This window comes from Saccharopolyspora sp. NPDC050389 (assembly GCF_040655595.1).
GTDB lineage: Bacteria > Actinomycetota > Actinomycetes > Mycobacteriales > Pseudonocardiaceae > Saccharopolyspora.
This window is the reverse complement of sequence record NZ_JBFAKG010000034.1, coordinates 59,004-72,888: the sequence shown is the minus strand read 5'-3', so window position 1 is coordinate 72,888 and position 13,885 is coordinate 59,004. Positions and strand designations below refer to the sequence as shown.

The following is a 13,885-nucleotide window of genomic DNA, read 5'->3' as shown; positions in this document are numbered from 1 at the left end:
GGTCCCCGCACCCGGTGGTCTCGGCATTCCTAGTGACCGGGCATCGGCGGGCCGGTCGTCCAGCCGCCGTCGACGGCGAGCTCCGCGCCCGTCGTGTAGCTCGCGCTGTCGCTGAGCAGGTAGGTGATCGCTCCGACGAGTTCGTCCGGACGGCCGACCCGTCCGGCCGGAGCGCTGGGGAAACCGCCTTCGTCAAGGCTGATCCCGGTCGGGGCGGTCATGGGGGTGAGTACCATGCCCGGGTGCACCGAGTTCACCCGGATGCGTTCCGGCGCGAGCTCGACGGCGCTGAGCTTCGTCATGCCGCGCACCCCCCACTTGGCCGCGCCGTACGCACCGGTCAGCTTCATGCCCACCAGGCCGGCGGCCGACGAGATGTTGACGATCGACCCGCCGCTGGCCCGCCGCATCGCCGGAACCACGGCCTGGATTCCGATGTGGACACCGACGAGATTCGTCTGGATGATGCGCTGGAAGGTGTCGAGCGGCTCGTCGACGAGCCGGACCCCGGATGCGCGACCGCCCCGGCGTTGTTCACCAGCCCGGTCACCGAGCCGAATGCTTCCTCGGTCGCCGCGACGATCGCCTGCCAGGACTCGGGATCGGTGACATCGAGGTGCATCGATCGGGCGGCATCGCCCAGATCGGCAGCCACCGCCGCGGCCTCGGCTTCGAGGATGTCGCCGATCATCACCTCGCCGCCCGCCGCCGCGATCCCGCGCGCGAAGGCTTCACCGAGCCCGCGGGCACCACCGGTGACGATGACGACCTTGTTCGACAAGTCCATGATTTCCTACTTCGTTGCAATCCGTGCGGCGCCGGGCGGCGTCGCGGTCTGAGGTTCGGCGAGCGGGCCGAACATCACGGCGGCTGCGGCGCGGGCCGCGACCGCCAGCGGGGTTCCGTCCCGGATCGAATGCTCAAGAGCCACGATGGTCAGCAGTGCTGCCTGCCCGCACACCACGGTGGTGCGCAAGTCGCCCTCCGGCGTGCCGAGCAACGCGGCCACGCTCGGCCTGAGCAGTTCGGTGATCTCGTAGGTGGCCTGTAGCCAAACCCTGCGCAGGACGTCATCGGTGAAGACCACCGCCATGAGTGCGCGTGCCTCTTCATCGGTGCTCGTCGAGAAGGCGAGGTCGAAGGCCTGGAGGATCGCATCGGCCAGGCCGGTGTCCGGCGGTTGCGCGGCGAGCGCGTCGGCGAACGCCCGGCTGCCCTCGTCGAAGACCGGCCGCAGGCAGTCCTCCTTGGTGGGGAAGTACCGGTAGAAGCTCCGCTGCGACATCCCGGCCGTCTCCGCGAGCAGCGCCACGGTGGGCGACGAATCGCCGGCCTCGGCGAAGACCGCTGCGCAGCGACGAGAGATCGCTAGCAGTTCGTCCCGATCAAGAGCCTGCCTGGCCATACGCCCATCGTAGCCCTTAGTGGCAGAAACTGCCATTAAGGAAGCCGTCGCTACGTGGCACGACCACCACACCGGCCGACACGCCACACGATCACTGATCGTCTTGGCCACTGAGCACGTCGGCACTACTCGTCTAGGCTCGCGGCATGGACTGGCGGGCGGAAGTGCTGGACCAGCTCGACTTCTACTGGACGATGTGGCGCCCCGGCCTCGACGGCCTGACCGACGCGGAATACCTCTGGGAGCCGGTCGCCGACTGCTGGTCGCTGCGACGGGTCGACGACGGCTGGGCGATGGACTTCAGCTTCCCGCAGCCGGTGCCGCCGCCGTTCACGACGATCGCCTGGCGGCTCAGCCACATCTCCGGGCACGTCTTCGCGATGCGAGCCAACAACCACTTCGGAGACGCGTCGTACCGGATGGACAACCACGACTACCCGGGCACCGCAGAAGCCGCGCTGGCCTACCTCGACGAGCAGAAAGAATTGTGGCGCGACGGGATCGGCGCGCTCGACGCCGAAGGCTGGGAGAAGCCGGTCGGCCCGGCGGAGGGCCCGTTCGCCGACCGCAGCTACGTCGCGCTGGCGCTGCACCTCAACCGCGAGCTGTTCCACCACGGCGCAGAGGTGAGCCTGCTGCGCGACCTCTACCGGGCCTCAGCCGGCCGCCGCTTCCCCTGATCGCGGAACCACCCAATTCTGGCTCTTGTGAGCTGATCCTCGGCCTTCAGATCCGGCGCAGCGCGCAGAGACGCTTGCCCCTGGGCGATTTTCGGGAGTCTTGGTCCGGCGTGTGGTCGGGTGTGGTTCGTCAGCCGGTGGTTTTGAAGGCGTTCCGGATTCTGGCGGCTAGGTCCAGGAGTTCGGCCGGGGTCGCGGTGGTGAACTGCAGGTCCACGAACGCTTCGCCGATGCCCAGCTCCGCCACCTCGTGCAGGTAGTCGACGAGCTGCTCGACCGGGCCGACTCCCGGCCTCGCCGTCGGAGCGGCCTGGATCCTGGCATTGATGCGCAGTGCGGTGGCGATCGGTCCGCGCCCGGCTCCTCGCGCTTGGTCGCCGATGCTCGTGAGCGCGCCCCGCAGCGCCTCCGCCGGCAGCGCCACGCCGAGCCAGCCGTCCGCGCGGCGGCCGATGCGCCGGAACGCCGCAGGTGAGAGCCCGCCCAGGTAGATCGGCAGGTGCTGCTGCACCGGCTTGGGCTGGAAGTCGCCGGGGCTGATGGTCCAGAACTTGCCGCGGTGCTGCACGGGATCGGCCGCCCAGAGGCTCTCCAGCACGTCCAGCGTCTCGTCCAGCCGGGCGCCGCGCTCCCGCCACGGCACCGCGACCGCGTCGTACTCGTCGCGCGACCAGCCCAACCCGAACCCGGCGATGATCCGGCCGCGGCTGAGCCGGTCGAGCCCGGCGAGGCTGCGGGCCAGGTGGATCGGCGGGTGCAGCGGGGCGCTGAGCGTGCTGGTGCCCAGCCGTGGGCGCGTGGTGGCGTTCGCCGCGAGGGTCAGCACGAGCATCGGGTCGAGGCCGCGGCGGAACTGCTCGGGCATGGTGCCGCCCGGGTACGGCGTGCTCGGGTCGGTGGCGGCGTGTACGCGTTCGCCCGTCCACAGGCTTTCGAAGCCGAGCGCTTCGGCCTCGGCGGCCATCGTCGGCACCAGGGCCGGGTCGGAGAAGGGGCCGAACTGCGGAAGGGCCAGTCCGAGACGCATGGGAATTCCTCCTGTCGATCTGGGATCGCTGCTGATGGCTCTGGTCGGAACGGATGCACCGGGTCGGCGTTCGGACGAGCGTGCACCGTGGACCGCGGCCTTGCCCCGGGTGAGCGTGTAACTACCACCAATGGCAGCTCGGCGATCACGCCGGGTCGCGGATCCCGCCGATCGAGTTTCGCCGAAACACTTATGTCGCAACGTGATCCAGCTGATCGGCGGTTGTGCGTGGAACCGGGGACAGCGGGCCGTGGTGCCCGGTGTCGGCTGTGAATTCTGTGAAAACCCTTCACGTTGACGCCGAGTTTACTCGTCAGTAAGTATTTCGGTCGCCGCGCGGCTCGCCCCTTTCGTTCACCGATTCTGCGAGGTGAGGCCAATGAAGTCCCTATTTCGTGGTAGACGTGCCGCCATCACCGCGGCCATCGCCGCGGCCACGGCGCTCGCGTTGACCCCCCAAGCCATGGCCGCCGCATTCGACATCAACTTCGACTGCGCCGGTGACTCTCCGGTGGGAGAGCAGAAGTTCAGCCTGCAGCAGTCCGCCGACGTCACCGCGCCGCCCTCGGTCGCTCCCGGCGGGGCGCTCGACATCGTGATCGACCCAGGCCCGAACACCGTGCCCGCCGAGGTCAACGGGTACACCGTTAAGCGGATCGAGGGCATGGACCTGAAGATCCCGATCCCGGCGAACACCACGTTCGTCTCGGCGGACCTGGCGGGCGGCTCCGGCCTCGGGCCGAACCCGCCGACGTTCTCGGTGGACGGCAACGTCGCCACGATCCACCTGGACGGTCCGATCGCGGGCGGCTCGGAGTTCGAGCTGCCCACCGTGACCGCGCACCTCACGGCCGCGGATTCCGGCACGATCGAGACCAAGCTGCACGGCACCAGCCACGATGACCCCGGGCTCACCTTCACGGCGGTGGTGTCGTCGATCATCGGCGACCAGAACGTGCCGTCGCGGTGCTTCCCGAACCCCAACCCCGTCCTGACCACCACGACGATCGGCTGACCCGGCGCGGATCGCGGGTGTTGGGTGGCGGCCCGTCGCGAATTCGCCACCCAGCACGCGTGCCCCGTCCCCCCGACTGGTCGGCTCACGTGTCGGAGCGAACGGCCTGTTCGCCTCGCTAGGCGAGGTGAACAGGCCGTTCGTCTCAGGCGCCGGCCGCAGGCTTCCTGGTGATCAGGTGGGTGGCGATCCCGGCGAGCAGGCCCCAGAACACCGAGGCGATGCCGAAGATCGTCAGGCCCGAGGCCGTCACCAGGAACGCGATCAGCGCGGCGGTGCGGCTGCCCGGGTCCTCGGTGGCCTTGGTCAGCGAGCCGCCGATGGTGTCCAGCAGGCCGATCCCGGCGAGTGCGGTGATCAGCGCGAGCGGGAACGCGGCGATGAGGCTGCCGAGCATCGCCCCGAAGATCCCCAGCAGCAGGTAGCAGACGCCGGAGGCGATGCTGGCCTTGTAGCGCTGCGCCGGATCCTCGTGCGCGTCGCGGCCCATGCACAGCGCCGCGGTGATCGCCGCGAGGTTGATGCCGAAGCAGCCCAGCGGCGCCAGCACCACGTTCACCGCCCCGGTCCAGGACAGGATCGACGAGACCGGCGTCGAGTAGCCGTGGGCCCGCAGCGTCACCATGCCCGGCAGGTTCTGCGAGGTCATCGTGATGACGAACAGCGGCAGGGCCAGGCTGATCGTCGCGTGCAGCGACCAGCTCGGCCAGGTCCACACCGGCGTGGCGAGCGCGAAGCCGACGCCGTCGAAGCGCAACGAACCCTGGAAGGCGGCGAACACAACGCCGATCACGAGCGCGACGAGCACTGCGTACCGGGGCAGCAGCCGCTTGCCGAGCAGGTAGCCCACCAGCATCGCCAGCACCAGCCAGAACTGGGTCTGCATGGTGGTGAACATGCCGAGCCCGAACTGCAGCAGCACGCCGCCGAGCAGCGCGGATGCGATCGACGCCGGGATCAGGTTCACCGCCCGCTCGAACCAGCCGGTGAGCCCGACCAGCACCGTCAGCGCCGCGGCAAGCAGGAACGCGCCGACGGCCTCCGCCATCGAGGTGCCATGACCGCTCGTGGCCAGTAGCGCGGCGCCGGGCGTGGACCAGGCCAGCACGACCGGCGCGCGGTAGCGGAGGGACAGTGCGATCGAGGTGACGCCGATGCCCGCGCCGAGCGCGAGGATCCACGAGCCGATTTCCGCGGGGCCGGCGCCGAGTGTCCGCGCGGCCTGGAAGACGATGGCTGCGGAGCTCACCACGCCGACCAGCGTGGTGATGGCGCCGGAGACCAATGTGGACATCGGCAGGGCGGTGGGGAGCTGTTGCCGTAACTGCACTGGGCTTCCGTTCTGTTTATGGAACGATGCGATGCTAGGAGGAAGCGGTGGAGCTGGTCAAGGTGGTGGGCGCGAACCTGCGCGCCGCCCGGGCCCTGCGCGGCCTGTCGCTGTCCGAGACCGCCCGCCGGGCCGACATCGGCAAGGGCACGCTCTCCGAGCTGGAAGCGGGCCGGCGCAACCCGACGCTGGAGACGCTGTATGCGCTCGCGACGGTGCTCGACGTGCCGCTGGGGCGGCTGCTCGTCGCCGAGCCCGGGGCGGCCGAGGATGCGGTGCTGGTCAGCCGGGCCAGCGGCGCGGACCTGTCCGGCGAGACTGTGGACGTGCAGCTGATGGACCGGGTGTTCAGCGGTGGTCAGCGGCTGGAGGTGTACCGGCTGCGCGTGCGCGCCGGGAGTCGGTACGTATCCGCCGCGCACCGGCCGCGCGTGATCGAGCAGCTGCTGGTGCACTCCGGAATCCTCGTCGCCGGGCCGGAATCCGCGCCGGAAACGCTCGGCCCGGGCGACTACATCCGCTTCGACGGCGGAGTCGACCACGTCTACCAAGCACTCGAAGACGACGCCTCCGCGACGCTCGTCATGCGCTACGTCGACCCGGTCTGAAGGGCTCGCCTGACCCGTGCGTGCTTTGTGTTGCTATAGAGCCTGTTTCCGAACTTGCTCTGCGTAGCGGTGCGGGTGGCGGAACCTCAGGCGTCTTCTCGCTGTGGGATCCCCGACATCATGAATGCCAATTCACCACGTCGGGGCTGTCCTCGCGAGAAGACCTCTGAGAACCCGCGGCGGTGCGAGCTGCGAGGGTGGGCTAAGCGGCTGCGCCGCTTCAAAGACAAAGCCCCGCGATACCACACCTCACACCACGACATCCAAAACAGCCTCTATAGCAGCACAAAACACACACGGGCCACGCGACCAGTGGAAACCGGGCGGCCTCGGCTCGCATCGGAGTGAGTACTCACTTCTTCGTTGACGGAGTGAGTACTCACTCCGTATGTTGGAGGCGTGGCGGAAACGAAGACGCGGCGCAGGGCGCCGGGGATGAGTCCGGAAGAGCGGCGGGCGATGATCATCGCGGCGGCCGTGCCGCTCGTCGCGGAGTACGGGGCGGCCGTGACGACGAGTCGCATCGCGCGGGCCGCGGGGATCGGTGAGGCGACGATCTTCCGCGTATTCGCGGACAAGGACGAACTGCTGGGGGCGTGCGTGGCGGAAGCCGTCCGGCCGGACCACGTGGTGCGGGAGATCGGCTCGATTTCGATCGACGAGCCGTTGGCGCAGCGGCTCGTCGATGCGGCCGACGCGCTGGCCGCGCACCTGGAGCGGATGGGCGCGGTGCTGGGATCCCTGCACGCTTCCGGGCAGTTGCGCGGCCAGCGCGGCGCGGACCGGGAACGGCCGGAGGCCGACGACCGGGCGGAGTCCATGCGGCAGGTCCGCGATGCGATGGCGGAGCTGTTCGAGCCGGAACGGGAATCCTTGCGGTTGCCGCCGGAGAAGCTGGCGGCGATGTTCCTCGGGCTGCTGTTCGTGCGGCCGCGGATGGAGGAGCCCGCGTCCGTCGACACCACCGAGATCGTCGAGGTCTTCCTGCACGGCGCGATCGAGGAGGCGAAATGACGGTCACCCTGAACCACACGATCGTCCCGGCGCGGGACAACGACGCGGAGGCGGATTTCTTCGCCGGGATAATGGGATTGCGGCGCCTGCCGCCGGACGGCGTCGACGGGAAGTTCGCGCCGGTCGCGGTCAACGACTCGCTGACCTTGCAGTTCATGACCGTGCCCGAGGCCGAACCGCACCACCTCGCGTTCGACGTGGAACCTGCGGAGTTCGACCAGATCCTCGCGCGCCTGCAGACGCGGGGCGTGTCCTACGGCAACAGCCCGCGCGATCCCGGCAACGGCCGCACCGACCACCCGTTGTGCCCCCGCGGCCTGTTCTTCACCGACGAAACCGGGAACCTCTACGAGGTCATGACCACGGCGTGAATGCCGAAGGCCCCTCCGGGACGGGGGACCGGAGGGACCTCGGCAGCGGGACGCTCGCGCCACCTTCGGGGGATGATGGCGGACGAACGGGAGAGGGCGCCCGCGGCCGAGCGGCCGGGGGCGCCCTCACCTGATCAGCGGTTGTCCTCCTTGAGCATGTCGGAGCACTTCTCGCCGATCGCCATCGTCGTGATGTTCGGGTTCACCCCCACCAGGAACGGCATCGCCGAGCCGTCCGCCACACGCAGGCCCTGCACGCCCTTGACCCGCAGGCGCGGGTCCAGGGGCTTCGTCGGGTCGTCGTCGGCACCCATCGGAACCGACGCCGCCGGGTGGTAGACGGTGTTGTGGGTGCGCTTGAGGTAGTCGGCGATCTCGTCGTCGGTGCGCACGTCCGGGCCGGGGAACAGCTCGGCGCCGGCCCAGTCGCCCATCGCCGGCTGCGCCACGATCTTGCGGGCCAGCTTGATGCCCTCGGTCATCACCCGGATGTCGTGCGGGTCGGTGAAGTACCGCGGGTCCACCTTCGGCTTGTCCCGGAAGTCCCGGCTGCGCAGCCGGACCGTGCCCGTGGATCGGGCGCGGGTGACGTTCGGGGTCAGGCAGAAGCTGTTCTCCGAGGTCGGGTAGCCCTGGCGCACGGTGTGCATGTCGAAGGGCACCGAACCGTAGTGGAACATCAGGTCCGGGCGGTCCAGGTCCGGCTCGGTCGTGGTGAAGATGCCGATCTCCCACCACTGCGTGGAGTCGGTGACCATCGGCTGCTTGGCGTCCCAGCTGATCACGCCCTCCGGGTGGTCCTGCAGGCTGGAGCCGACGCCGGGGGAGTCGACCAGCACGTCGATGCCGAACTCCCGCAGGTGCTCGCCGGGCCCGATGCCGGAGAGCATCAGCAGCTTCGGGGTGTCGATGGCGCCGGCGGACAGCACCACCTCGCGGCGCGCGGTCACCGTGCGGGTGTGGATCAGGTCCGCGTCCAGGTACTGCACGCCGGTGGCCCGGGTGCCGTCGAAGGTGACCTTCTTAGCCCACGCCTGGGTGCGGATCTCCAGGTTCGGCCGGTCCAGGTTCGGGTGCAGGTAGGAGACCGACGACGAGGACCGGGTGCCGTCCTCCCGCGCGTTGATCTGGAACCAGTTGGCGCCGTGCACCACGGTCTTGCCGGAGTTGAACTCCGTGGTCGGGATGCCCTCCTGCTCGCAGGCCTGCAGCAGCGCGGCGCCGCACGGGTCCTCCGGCGGGACGCTGCGGATGGTCACCGGGCCGCTGCGGCCGTGGTGCTCGCCCGGCCCGTCGTTGGTCTCCAGCCGCTTGTACAGCGGGAAGATGTCCTTGGCGCCCCAGCCGGTGGCGCCCATCGACTCCCACTCGTCGAGGTCCTCGGCCGGGGCCCAGAACGCGATGCAGGAGTTGTGCGAGGAGCAGCCGCCGAGCACCCGGGCCCGCGCGTGCCGCATGAACGAGTTGCCGTTGTCCTGCGGCTCGATCAGGTAGTCCCAGTCGTAGCCGGACTCCAGCAGCGCCATCCAGCGCTTGAGCTCCAGGATCGCCTTGTCGTCGACGTCGGACGGCCCGGCTTCGAGCAGGCACACGGTGACGTCCGGGTCCTCCGAGAGCCGCGCGGCGACCGCTGCGCCGGCGCTGCCGCCGCCCACCACGACGTAGTCGAACTGGTCTGTCATGGATCGAAACTCCGTTTCTGCTCAGGCAACCGGGCTGGAGGTGCTGTGGTCCGAAGTGGACTGGGCGGCGTGGTCTGCGAGCACACCGACCTTGTGGCGTTGGACGAACCAGTAGTACGCGAACCCGCCGAGCGCCGCGACTCCGACGAACAGCACCGAGCTGTACTGCAGGTACCAGTGGAAGGGCGGCTCGGCGTTGTAGACCTCGCGGCGCGGCCACGCCAGGTTGATCGTCATGCCCACGCCCCACAGCACGGCCAGGACGTTGACCGGCAGTCCGAGCTTGCCCAGGCTGAACCGGCCCTGCCGCTTGGCCTCGTCCCTCGGCACCGACCACTTGCCGCGCAGCCGCGCGATCAGCATCGGCACGGTGACCAGCAGGTACGAGATGTAGATCAGGATGATCGCCAGGCTGGTGACCGCGGTGAAGATCTGCGGCTGCCCGATGTTGACCACCAGCAGCGCCACCGCGAGCACGCCGATGACCACGGCAGGCACGATCGGCGTCTGGAAGCGCGGGCTCACCCGCGCCAGCAGCGAACCGGCGGGTAGCGCGTTGTCCCGGGCCATCGCGAAGACGATCCGGATCGCCGCGGTGTGCACCGCCAGCACGCAGACCGTGATCGCCACGAAGATCGCCAGCAGGAACAGCCGGCCCACCAGCGGGCCCAGCGCGTCGTTGAGCACGAACTGCAGGCCGCTCTCGGCCAGCTGCGGCGCCGAGAAGTCCTTGGTGGCCATCAGGCCGAGCAGGATGATCAGGCCGCCGAGGACGAACGAGGCGATCAGCGCCCGCAGGATCGCCTTGGGGGCGTTGCGGTGCGGATCGATGGATTCCTCGCCCAGCGAGGCGGCGGTGTCGAAGCCGTACATCACGTACGACGAGGCGATCCCGGCGACGAGGAACGCGCTCAGGTAGTTGCCGCCGAAGGCGGACTCGGTGCCGTTGGTGTCGAACACGACCGTCGGCGGGTTCACCACGACCAGCGCCAGCGCGACGATCAGCAGCACCGCGGCGACCAGCTCGATGAACACCCCGCCGCTGTTGATCCGGGCCATCAGCTTCACGCCGAAGGCGTTGACCAGCGTGGTGAACAGGATCAGCACCGTGGCCAGCATGATGCCGTTGACGGCCTGCTCGGTGCCGGTGCTGCCGTCGCCGACGACCTGGAAGCCGGACCAGATCTGCGGCAGCGTGTTCTGGTAGGCCAGCGCGGTGGCCGAGATCGACACGATGGAGGCCAGCAGCATCATCCAGCCGGCCAGCCAGCCGACGTGCTGACCACCGAGCTTCTTGGCCCAGTTGTAGATGGAACCCGCGATCGGGTACCGGGATGCCAGCTCGGCGAAACTCAACGCCACGAGCAACTGCCCGACGAACACGATCGGCCAGGACCACCAGTAGGCGGGGCCACCGAAGGACAGGCCGAAGTAGGACAGTTGGAAGGTGCCGGTGAGCACCGAGATGTAGCTGATCCCGGCGGCGAAGGTGGAGAATCCGCCGAGGCTTCTCTTCAGTTTGTTGGTGTAGCCGAACTCGTTGAGCTCGGCGTCATAATTGGGCGCGCTCATGCCCCGAACTCCTTTCCCGATCCTCCCCGCCCGCCGGATGCGGGGAGGGGAACGAATCGGGTGGTTGCTTTGCGTCGCGCGAAGATCACCGCCACATCGGCGGTTTCGAGCAAAGCGCGGCCCGGCCGGGCCGCGCAGTTCCCGCGGCGGTGGCTCAGCCACCGCCGCTAGACGTTCTTCCTCCTTGTGGGTCGGGTGGGTTGCAACGTTTGAAGTGCTCAGCCGCAGTTGGCGTCAGGCAAGCGGCGAAGCCGCTTTCCGCCACCTACGCAAGATGACCACCCGCGGGTTCTCAGACGGTGCCCACCCCATAAGGGGCTCTCTGCGAGGACCTGCCCCGGCGCCGCGTATTGGACATACATCAGTCGGGGATCCCGCAGTCGAGGCGGCGTCTGTAATTCCCGCAGGGGGGCCGCTACGGGACCACCTACGCAAAACGACCAGCTCACTGTCATTCATTCTCCGGAGAACCAGTTCTGCGGACCGGGCCGCAGATTCTGGTAGACGTGCTTTGCTTCCTGGTACTCGCCGAGACCGGCGCGGCCGAGTTCGCGGCCGACGCCGGACTGCTTGAAGCCGCCCCATTCGGCCTGCGGCAGGTAGGGGTGGAAGTCGTTGATCCAGACGGTGCCGTGCCGCAGCCGGTTGGCCACCCGCTGGGCCTTGGCCGGATCGCCGGTGAACACCCCGCCGGCCAGGCCGTAGTAGGTGTCGTTGGCGATGCGCACCGCGTCGTCCTCGTCGGTGAAGCGCTCGACGGTCAGCACCGGGCCGAAGGACTCCTCGATGACCGCGTAGCTGCCCTGCTTCACCTCGTCGAGCACGGTCGGCAGGTAGTAGTGGCCGTTCGCGTAGCGGTCGCCCTCTGGGCGGCGGCCGCCGGTGCGCAACACGGCGCCTTCGGCGACCGACTTGGCCACGTAGTCGTCCACCTTCGTCAGGTGCGCGGCGGAGATCAGCGGCCCGGTCTCGGCATCGGAGTCGAACGGCCCGCCGATGCGGATCAGCTCGGCGCGGCGGACGATCTCGTCGACCAGCGCGTCGTGCAGCTCGTCCTGCACGATCAGCCGCGTCCCGGCCGAGCAGACCTGCCCGGAGTGCAGGAACACCGCGGTCAGCGCGTAGTCCACCGCGGTCTCGAAGTCGGCGTCGGCGAACACGACGTTCGGGTTCTTGCCGCCGAGCTCCAGCGCCACCTTCTTCACCGTCGCCGCCGCGGCGGCGGAGATCTTGCGGCCGGTGTGCAGGCCGCCGGTGAACGACACCAGGTCGACGCCCGGGTGCTCGGCCAGCACCGAGCCGACCTCGGCACCGGTGCCCAGCACGAGGTTGCCGACCCCGGCGGGCAGCCCGGCCTCGGTCAGCGCCCGCATCAGCAGGATCGCGGTGCTGGGCGTGAGCTCGCTGGGCTTGAGCACGAAGGTGTTGCCCGCCGCGATCGCCGGGGCGACCTTCCAGGCCACCTGCAGCAGCGGGTAGTTCCAGGGCGTGATCATGCTGCACACGCCGACCGGCTCGTACTGCACGCGGCTGATCGAGTCCGGCGAGCCGGTGTCGACGAGGCGGCCCGCGTCGGTGCCGGCGAGCTTGCCGAAGTAGCGGAAGCACGCGGCGATGTCGTCCATGTCGTATTCGCTCTCGACCAGCCGCTTGCCGGTGTCCAGCGATTCGGCGCGGGCGAACTCCGTCTTGTCGCGCAGCAGGATGTCGCTGACCCGCAGCAGCAGGTCGCCGCGTTCCCACGGTGAAGTGTTCGCCCAGGCGCCGTCGTCGAAGGCGCGGCGCGCGGCGGCGATGGCCCGCTCGGCGTCGGCCGGCCCGGCCTCCGCGACGGTGGCCACCAGCGCGCCGTCGGCGGGGCAGCGGATCTCGCGGGTGCGACCGTCGCCGGCCGACGCCCACTCGCCATCGATGAACAGCGAGGGTGTCGAATTCTCTGCTTGCGACATGGCTCGTTTCCCCGTGATGTCGATTGTGCTTTTCGCGCCGGAACCGCACCGCTGCGCACTTCTGGTACCGATGTGCACATGGCCGCGATCCGATTCGCTCCGCCACACTAAAGCGCGTTCCCCGATTGCGCCGCCGGTAAGCGCGGGCGGCGCGATTCTCGCCGAATGGGGACCGATCGACCCGCGAGTCGCGGAATTCACCTCCTGGTGGTCCATTCGGTGGCGGGTTAACGCTTGTGTCCCGGCGCAGTGCCGCGAAGACCCTAACACCGGTCCTGTACATCTGTACATCATCGGGCTTCGGGCCCTGCGGTGAATCATCGAAAAAAGTGTGATGAACAGGCGGAACGCCGTTGCGGTGACCTGGGCCGCATCGCGCTAGGTGGTCAACATGGCACGCTGGACGGCGTTGTGGAGTTCACGGGAGGAACGCCGAAGCGAATGTCGACCACCCAGCCCGCGCCCGCCGCGCGCCGCAAGGACCCGGCCCGCCGCGAGCGCATCGCCCGCGCCGCGATCACGGTCGTCGCCGAGCGCGGGGTCGAGAAGCTCACGCACCGTGCCGTCGCGGCTGCGGCCGGTGTTCCGCTGGGATCGACCACCTACTACTTCGCGACGCTCGACGACCTACTGGCCAGCGCGCTGCGGCAGGCCGCCGAGGACGACGTCGAGCACCTGCGGCAGTGGGCAGACCGGCTCGAGCGCGGCGGTGATCTCGCCGTCGCGCTGACCGACCTGGTGCTGCACTACCTCGGCCCCGCCCGGCCGCAGACCACCGTCGAGCACCAGCTCTACATCGCCTCGCTGCACAAGCCGGCGTTGCGCCAGGTCAGCCAGGAATGGGACAGCGCGCTGGCCGAGCTGTTCGCCTCCTACACCGATCCAGCCACCGGGCGCGCATTGTCCGTTCTGTTCTGCGGTTTGCTGCTGCAAGGCATCGTCCGGGAATCGGTGCCGAGCCGAGATGAAATCGAGACGATATTCCGCAGGGTGCTCGGCCCGGGCGCGAAAACCTGATTCCAGCAGGCAATTCCGCGCTGGTGACCGGACGGTCAACATCCGATGACCGTTGCATTGCACCGGATTCCCGACAGTTGATCTCGATCGCCGCTGAGGTGGACAATGGCCGCAGCGATCCGTGGCACCTGGCGTCCGAGCATGCGCTCCGGCGGATTTCAGCCCGGCGGAGCACATCGCGGGGACGTTCTCCCGGTGTACAACGGACTTGCCGC

At 69.1% G+C, this 13,885-nt stretch carries 14 protein-coding genes; 6 read left to right on the top strand and 8 right to left on the bottom strand.

The genetic code is table 11. From position 1 onward, the window contains the following. Window positions 1–29: 29 nt before the first annotated feature. The 3 genes from AB0I53_RS22845 to AB0I53_RS22835 are packed head-to-tail and all read right to left on the bottom strand — an operon-like array spanning window position 30 to window position 1,405. The gene (locus AB0I53_RS22845) at window positions 30–464 is read right to left on the bottom strand and encodes an SDR family oxidoreductase (protein ID WP_358606340.1); all 435 of its coding nucleotides are present in this window, start codon (window positions 462–464) and stop codon (window positions 30–32) included. Beyond that, window positions 347–787: an SDR family NAD(P)-dependent oxidoreductase gene (locus AB0I53_RS22840; RefSeq protein WP_358606263.1), complete on the bottom strand. Its 441-nt coding sequence runs from the start codon at window positions 785–787 to the stop codon at window positions 347–349. Before AB0I53_RS22840 ends, AB0I53_RS22845 begins: the two co-directional genes overlap by 118 nt. Before the next feature lie 6 nt (window positions 788–793). After that, entirely contained in the window at window positions 794–1,405 is a 612-nt protein-coding gene (locus tag AB0I53_RS22835; RefSeq protein ID WP_358606260.1) for a helix-turn-helix domain-containing protein, read from the bottom strand. Between the two features lie 146 nt (window positions 1,406–1,551). Here AB0I53_RS22835 and AB0I53_RS22830 point away from each other — a divergent pair, with 146 nt between their 5' ends. Next, on the top strand, window positions 1,552–2,085 hold the full coding sequence (locus AB0I53_RS22830; RefSeq protein WP_358606257.1) for a DinB family protein: 534 nt from the start codon (window positions 1,552–1,554) through the stop codon (window positions 2,083–2,085). Between the two features lie 130 nt (window positions 2,086–2,215). Here the strand turns inward: AB0I53_RS22830 and AB0I53_RS22825 are convergent, their stop codons facing one another. Further along, complete coding sequence (locus AB0I53_RS22825) at window positions 2,216–3,112, bottom strand: TIGR03619 family F420-dependent LLM class oxidoreductase (protein ID WP_358606254.1); 897 nt, start codon at window positions 3,110–3,112, stop codon at window positions 2,216–2,218. Window positions 3,113–3,491: 379 nt separating this feature from the next. Here AB0I53_RS22825 and AB0I53_RS22820 point away from each other — a divergent pair, with 379 nt between their 5' ends. Continuing rightward, window positions 3,492–4,127, top strand: coding sequence for a cyclase (locus AB0I53_RS22820; protein WP_358606251.1), 636 nt, complete (start codon window positions 3,492–3,494; stop codon window positions 4,125–4,127). A 145-nt stretch (window positions 4,128–4,272) separates the two neighbouring features. On the opposite strand, the gene AB0I53_RS22815 is transcribed toward AB0I53_RS22820, so the two are convergent. Next, window positions 4,273–5,457 carry a benzoate/H(+) symporter BenE family transporter gene (locus AB0I53_RS22815; RefSeq protein ID WP_358606248.1) on the bottom strand — a complete coding sequence of 395 codons (1,185 nt, stop codon included), beginning with the start codon at window positions 5,455–5,457 and terminating at the stop codon, window positions 4,273–4,275. A gap of 47 nt (window positions 5,458–5,504) precedes the next feature. On the opposite strand from AB0I53_RS22815, the gene AB0I53_RS22810 reads away from it, so the two are divergent. The 3 genes from AB0I53_RS22810 (at window position 5,505) to AB0I53_RS22800 (ending at window position 7,450) form a co-directional block, all read left to right on the top strand. Continuing rightward, window positions 5,505–6,065, top strand: a complete 561-nt coding sequence (locus AB0I53_RS22810; RefSeq protein WP_358606245.1) for an XRE family transcriptional regulator — start codon at window positions 5,505–5,507, stop codon at window positions 6,063–6,065. 435 nt (window positions 6,066–6,500) lie between these two features. Further along, window positions 6,501–7,079 carry a helix-turn-helix domain-containing protein gene (locus AB0I53_RS22805; protein WP_358606337.1) on the top strand — a complete coding sequence of 193 codons (579 nt, stop codon included), beginning with the start codon at window positions 6,501–6,503 and terminating at the stop codon, window positions 7,077–7,079. Beyond that, window positions 7,076–7,450, top strand: coding sequence for a VOC family protein (locus AB0I53_RS22800; protein ID WP_358606242.1), 375 nt, complete (start codon window positions 7,076–7,078; stop codon window positions 7,448–7,450). The genes AB0I53_RS22805 and AB0I53_RS22800 overlap by 4 nt, the downstream gene beginning before the upstream one ends. 134 nt (window positions 7,451–7,584) lie before the next feature. On the opposite strand, the gene AB0I53_RS22795 is transcribed toward AB0I53_RS22800, so the two are convergent. The 3 genes from AB0I53_RS22795 to AB0I53_RS22785 form a co-directional block, all read right to left on the bottom strand. Beyond that, the gene (locus tag AB0I53_RS22795; protein ID WP_358606239.1) at window positions 7,585–9,132 is read right to left on the bottom strand and encodes a GMC family oxidoreductase N-terminal domain-containing protein; all 1,548 of its coding nucleotides are present in this window, start codon (window positions 9,130–9,132) and stop codon (window positions 7,585–7,587) included. Between the two features lie 21 nt (window positions 9,133–9,153). Further along, window positions 9,154–10,704 (bottom strand): amino acid permease, encoded by a 1,551-nt coding sequence (locus AB0I53_RS22790; RefSeq protein WP_358606236.1) that lies wholly within the window; start codon window positions 10,702–10,704, stop codon window positions 9,154–9,156. 455 nt (window positions 10,705–11,159) lie between these two features. After that, window positions 11,160–12,653, bottom strand: coding sequence for an aldehyde dehydrogenase family protein (locus tag AB0I53_RS22785; RefSeq protein WP_358606234.1), 1,494 nt, complete (start codon window positions 12,651–12,653; stop codon window positions 11,160–11,162). 441 nt (window positions 12,654–13,094) lie between these two features. Between AB0I53_RS22785 and AB0I53_RS22780 the strand changes: the two genes are divergently transcribed. Further along, window positions 13,095–13,670: a TetR family transcriptional regulator gene (locus AB0I53_RS22780; protein ID WP_358606232.1), complete on the top strand. Its 576-nt coding sequence runs from the start codon at window positions 13,095–13,097 to the stop codon at window positions 13,668–13,670. The last annotated feature ends 215 nt before the right edge of the window (window positions 13,671–13,885 follow it).

Excerpts from the sequence above, each read along its gene's own strand:
- AB0I53_RS22840 (WP_358606263.1), bottom strand. The coding sequence starts at position 787 with ATGGACTTGTCGAACAAGGTCGTCATCGTCACCGGTGGTGCCCGCGGG.
- AB0I53_RS22785 (WP_358606234.1), bottom strand. The coding sequence starts at position 12,653 with ATGTCGCAAGCAGAGAATTCGACACCCTCGCTGTTCATCGATGGCGAG.
- AB0I53_RS22820 (WP_358606251.1), top strand. The coding sequence starts at position 3,492 with ATGAAGTCCCTATTTCGTGGTAGACGTGCCGCCATCACCGCGGCCATC.
- AB0I53_RS22780 (WP_358606232.1), top strand. The coding sequence starts at position 13,095 with ATGTCGACCACCCAGCCCGCGCCCGCCGCGCGCCGCAAGGACCCGGCC.
- AB0I53_RS22790 (WP_358606236.1), bottom strand. The coding sequence starts at position 10,704 with ATGAGCGCGCCCAATTATGACGCCGAGCTCAACGAGTTCGGCTACACC.
- AB0I53_RS22795 (WP_358606239.1), bottom strand. The coding sequence starts at position 9,132 with ATGACAGACCAGTTCGACTACGTCGTGGTGGGCGGCGGCAGCGCCGGC.
- AB0I53_RS22835 (WP_358606260.1), bottom strand. The coding sequence starts at position 1,405 with ATGGCCAGGCAGGCTCTTGATCGGGACGAACTGCTAGCGATCTCTCGT.
- AB0I53_RS22805 (WP_358606337.1), top strand. The coding sequence starts at position 6,501 with ATGAGTCCGGAAGAGCGGCGGGCGATGATCATCGCGGCGGCCGTGCCG.
- AB0I53_RS22830 (WP_358606257.1), top strand. The coding sequence starts at position 1,552 with ATGGACTGGCGGGCGGAAGTGCTGGACCAGCTCGACTTCTACTGGACG.
- AB0I53_RS22800 (WP_358606242.1), top strand. The coding sequence starts at position 7,076 with ATGACGGTCACCCTGAACCACACGATCGTCCCGGCGCGGGACAACGAC.
- AB0I53_RS22825 (WP_358606254.1), bottom strand. The coding sequence starts at position 3,112 with ATGCGTCTCGGACTGGCCCTTCCGCAGTTCGGCCCCTTCTCCGACCCG.